At 70.2% G+C, this 3901-nt stretch carries 3 protein-coding genes and 1 pseudogene; 2 read left to right on the plus strand and 2 right to left on the minus strand.

The annotated features are described in order from the left end of the window. Positions 1 to 330 (minus strand): annotated as a pseudogene (locus tag ABZ749_RS31085) (AraC family transcriptional regulator); the annotation flags it as partial. Between the two features lie 94 nt (positions 331 to 424). On the opposite strand from ABZ749_RS31085, the gene ABZ749_RS31090 reads away from it, so the two are divergent. Continuing rightward, positions 425 to 1435: an NAD(P)H-binding protein gene (locus ABZ749_RS31090; protein ID WP_357234023.1), complete on the plus strand. Its 1011-nt coding sequence runs from the start codon at positions 425 to 427 to the stop codon at positions 1433 to 1435. Between the two features lie 249 nt (positions 1436 to 1684). Continuing rightward, complete coding sequence (locus ABZ749_RS31095) at positions 1685 to 3193, plus strand: DUF1996 domain-containing protein (protein ID WP_357234026.1); 1509 nt, start codon at positions 1685 to 1687, stop codon at positions 3191 to 3193. 82 nt (positions 3194 to 3275) lie between these two features. On the opposite strand, the gene ABZ749_RS31100 is transcribed toward ABZ749_RS31095, so the two are convergent. Further along, positions 3276 to 3782 (minus strand): hypothetical protein, encoded by a 507-nt coding sequence (locus ABZ749_RS31100; RefSeq protein WP_357234029.1) that lies wholly within the window; start codon positions 3780 to 3782, stop codon positions 3276 to 3278. Positions 3783 to 3901 lie beyond the last annotated feature (119 nt).

A 3901-nucleotide genomic window follows, 5' to 3' on the forward strand; every position in this document is an offset into this window, starting at 1 on the left:
GGCGGCCAGCACGAACGCGCCGGTGCACAGCGAGACCATCCGGGCGCCCGCCAGGTGGGCCGCGCGGACCGCGTCGAGCAGGTCGGGGGGTATGTCCCCGTCGACGTCCTCGACCGACGGGATGATCACGGTGTCGGCCCGGGCGAGGCGTTCCAACCCGTCGTCGGGCGTCAGCAGGAAGCGACCGACCCGGACCGGGCCGGGACCGCAGATCGCCACGTCGTACCAGGGATCGGCCAGGCCGGAGGGGTCGTGGGCGAAGACCTCGCAGGCAAGGGCCAGCTCGAAGTGCAGCATCCCGCCGGTGGCGGCGATCGCGACAAGGGCCATGTCCGAAACTGTACGGGGGTTGGCGTTCCCGACACTGGCCGGTTGCCGGACGCTGCGGGAGGCTGGACCCAGTCGATCTTTCGAGGGGGCAGCGATGGGTTACAGCGTGGCGGTGTTCGGGGCATACGGGCACACCGGACGGTTCGTGATGGCGGAGCTGCGGGAGCGCGGGTTCGGTGCACTGCCGGTGGGCCGTGACCCGCGCCGGCTGGCGGCGTTCGGGCCCGGCTACCGGGTGGCGTCGGTCGACGATCCGGCCTCGCTCGACGCGGCGCTGGCCGGTGTGGACGCGGTCATCAACTGCGCGGGGCCGTTCGCGTCGACCGCCGCCGGTGTGATCGAGGCCGCGCTGCGCGCCGGGATCCCGTACGTGGACGTGGCGGCCGAGATCGAGGCCAACCTCGACACGTTCACCCACTTCACCGAGCGCGCCCGCGCCGCCGGTGTCGCGGTGGTCCCGGCGATGGCCTTCTTCGGCGGGCTCGGTGACCTGCTCGCGACGACGGCGATGGGTGACTGGGCGTCGGCCGACGAGGCGCACGTCGCGTACGGACTGAGTAGCTGGCACCCGACGGCCGGGACGGTCGCCGCGGGCGTCGTCTCCCGCGAGCGCCGCGCCGGCCGCCGGGTCCGCTACACCGGCGGCCGGTTGGAGTACCACTCCGGCGGGGACCTGCCGAGGGTGGACTGGGACTTCCCCGCGCCGTTGGGTCGCCGCAGCGTCCTCGGGGAGTTCAGCATGGCCGACGTCGTCACCATCCCGCGTCACCTGGTCATCCCCGAGGTCCGCACCTACATGACCGTCGACGCCGCCAGCGACCTGACCGCCGCGGCGGCGCCGGTCGCGGTCGACGGGCGGGGCCGGTCCGCGCAGACGTTCACGGTCGACGTCATAGTGCGTCGCGGCGACGCGCGCCGCCGTGTCATGGCCAGTGGCAAGGACATCTACGCCGTCAGCGCGCCCCTGGCCGTGGAAGCGGTCGGGCGCGTCCTCGATGGTCGGACGAGGACCAGCGGCGTCGCCTCCGCCGGCGAGATGTTCGACGCGCCCGACTTCCTGCGCGCGCTGTCGCCGGCCATCCGCGTCGAACCGGTCAGCGGCTGAGACCGAGAATTCGCCCACAATTCGTTACTCAAAATTCGTAATCATCGCACCATAACCCGGGCGGCAGGACTTAAAGGAAACTTAAGGCTGCACGAGCGAAAAATTGTCATCCGGAGCCGTCGCGCCGGCTGCCAGGGCGCTTGTCGACCGGCCTCCTTAATTCTTTTCCCGCGAGTTGATGCAGGCCTCTGACGTGCACATACTCCTTCCGACAGAGCTTCACCGTCGACTCGAAGGAAACCACTGGTAATGCGGACTCCCCCCGCGCACGTCGCACCGCCGGATCGGGCGCGAAAGCGTCGTCGCCTCACTCGCATCACGCTCGCCTCCGCGGTTGCCGCCGCGCTGGCCGGCAGCGGCATCTACATCGCCGGCGCCCAGGCCGAGGAGGTCGCGGTGCCTGGCCGGGTGCAGGCAGAGGCCTTCGCGGCACAGTCCGGGGCGCAGACCGAGGGCACCGGCGACGCCGACGGCGGCCGTAACGTTGGCTGGCTGGCCAGCGGCGACTGGCTGCGCTTCGACAATGTGTCGGTGACGGGCGTCGACCTGACGGCCCGGGTCGCCTCGCACAACGCCGCCGGCGGCACCGTCGAGTTGCGCCTCGGCGCGCAGGACGGTCCACTGCTGGCCGGGTTCCCGATCGCGCAGAGCGGTGGTTGGCAGAAGTGGACGACCGTCACCGCGAAGGCGTCAGCTCTGCCGTCCGGTGCGCAGACCGTCTTCGCGGTCATGAAGAGCGCCTCGACGTCGGACTTCGTGAACCTGAACTGGTTCACGTTCGGCCCCGCGAAGGGCACGTCGCCCAGCGCGTCGGCCACGCCGAGCACATCGGCCGCCCCTTCGGCCACGCCGAGTTCCACCGCGTCCGCGTCCCCGTCGACGTCCGTCCCGCCGAGCGCACCGGCCGGCGGCTGGGTGCCCGTCGACCAGGCACAGTGGAGCAGGGAACTGGCCGCCTTCAACGCCATGAAGCCGAAGGCGGTGCCGCCGGGCACCACCCGGGTGCCGGAATTCCACACCGACTGCGGTGTCGCGAACTCGGCCCCGGACGATCCGATCGTCCTGCCTGGTCTCGCTGGCGCCTCGCACATGCACACCTTCTTCGGCCCGAAGATCGACGCCTTCACCACGACGGACACGTTGTTCGACGCGGCGAACACCTGTAACGCTCCCGGGGACAAGAGCGCCTACTGGACCCCGGAGCTACGCAAGGACGGCAAGGCGGTGCCGATCAAGAGCATGCGCATCTACTACGGCTCGCGGGTCAAGGACCCGTCGACCGTCAAGCCCTTCCCGCCGGGCCTGAGGGTGGTCGAAGGTGACGCCAAGCGGCAGGTGGACACCCCGAAGAACGCCGGTAGTAACCAGTTCTGGTGCGCGGGTAGCGCCGAGATCGGCCGCAGCGCCGACGGTAACTGGCCGAAGTGCGCCCCCGGCGGCAACCTGATCTTCCAGCTCGTGTTCAAGGACTGCTGGGACGGCAAGAACATCGACTCACCCGATCACAAGTCGCACATGGGCGACCCGGTGAACGGCGTCTGCACCGGCAAGTACCCGGTGGCCGTTCCGGATCTCTCCTTCATGGTCAACTACGAGTCGCTGGGCGGTGACGGCCTCAGCCTCTCCTCCGGCAAGCCGTCATCCATGCACGGCGACTTCATGAACGCCTGGGAACCGGAGCGTCTCGGCGACCTGGTGAAGTCCTGCCTCAACCAGAACGCCAAGTGCGGCGTCGACACGACGTTCGCCGGCGGCTGACCACCGCCTGCGATGCGACGGCCCCCACGCTCAGGCGTGGGGGCCGTCCGTCACCGCACCCGGTGCGACCGGGTCACGAGGGTCAGATGACCAGCGTGAAACCCGCCGCCTTGCACGCGGCGGAGATGTCCTTGCCGGCCTTCTCGAAGGCCGGGTTGTCGGCGGCGGTAGCCGGGTCCGCCGCAGCCGCGGCCTTGGCCGCCTCCGCGCCGAACGCCCGCAGGGCCGTGGCCACCTTGCCGTCGCCGGTCGAGGCGACCACGGCGATCTTCTTGTCCAGGTCGTTCAGGATCTTCTGGTAATCCGCCGCCGACGCCTCGCCGGTCATGGCGACCTTCACCAGCTCGGCCTTCATCTCGTCGCTGACCTTCTTCGCCGACTCGCAGAGTTCCTTGTCGCTCGCGGCGCCCGCCGCGGGCGACGAGGCCGGCGTGGCGGCAGCGGAGGTGGCCACCGCGGACGGGGCTGCGGAGGTGGCAGCGGGCGTGGTGGATCCTGCGGTCGTCGCCTTGTCGGCGTCGCCACAGGCGGCGAGGGTCGTCGAAACGGCGAGGATCAACATGGCGGAGGCAAGACGGGAAGATTTCACGGACGCGGACGATAGCCGAAGCCCAAACGATGATCAATTCGCTCGGCGTTGCGCCCCCTCGGCGGCTCCACAGTGTCTGGTCATGATGAGGCCACGTCGCGGAGCGCGAGGATGGAGGT

The sequence above is a fragment of the Micromonospora sp. NPDC047753 genome, assembly GCF_040642735.1.
Lineage (GTDB): Bacteria > Actinomycetota > Actinomycetes > Mycobacteriales > Micromonosporaceae > Micromonospora.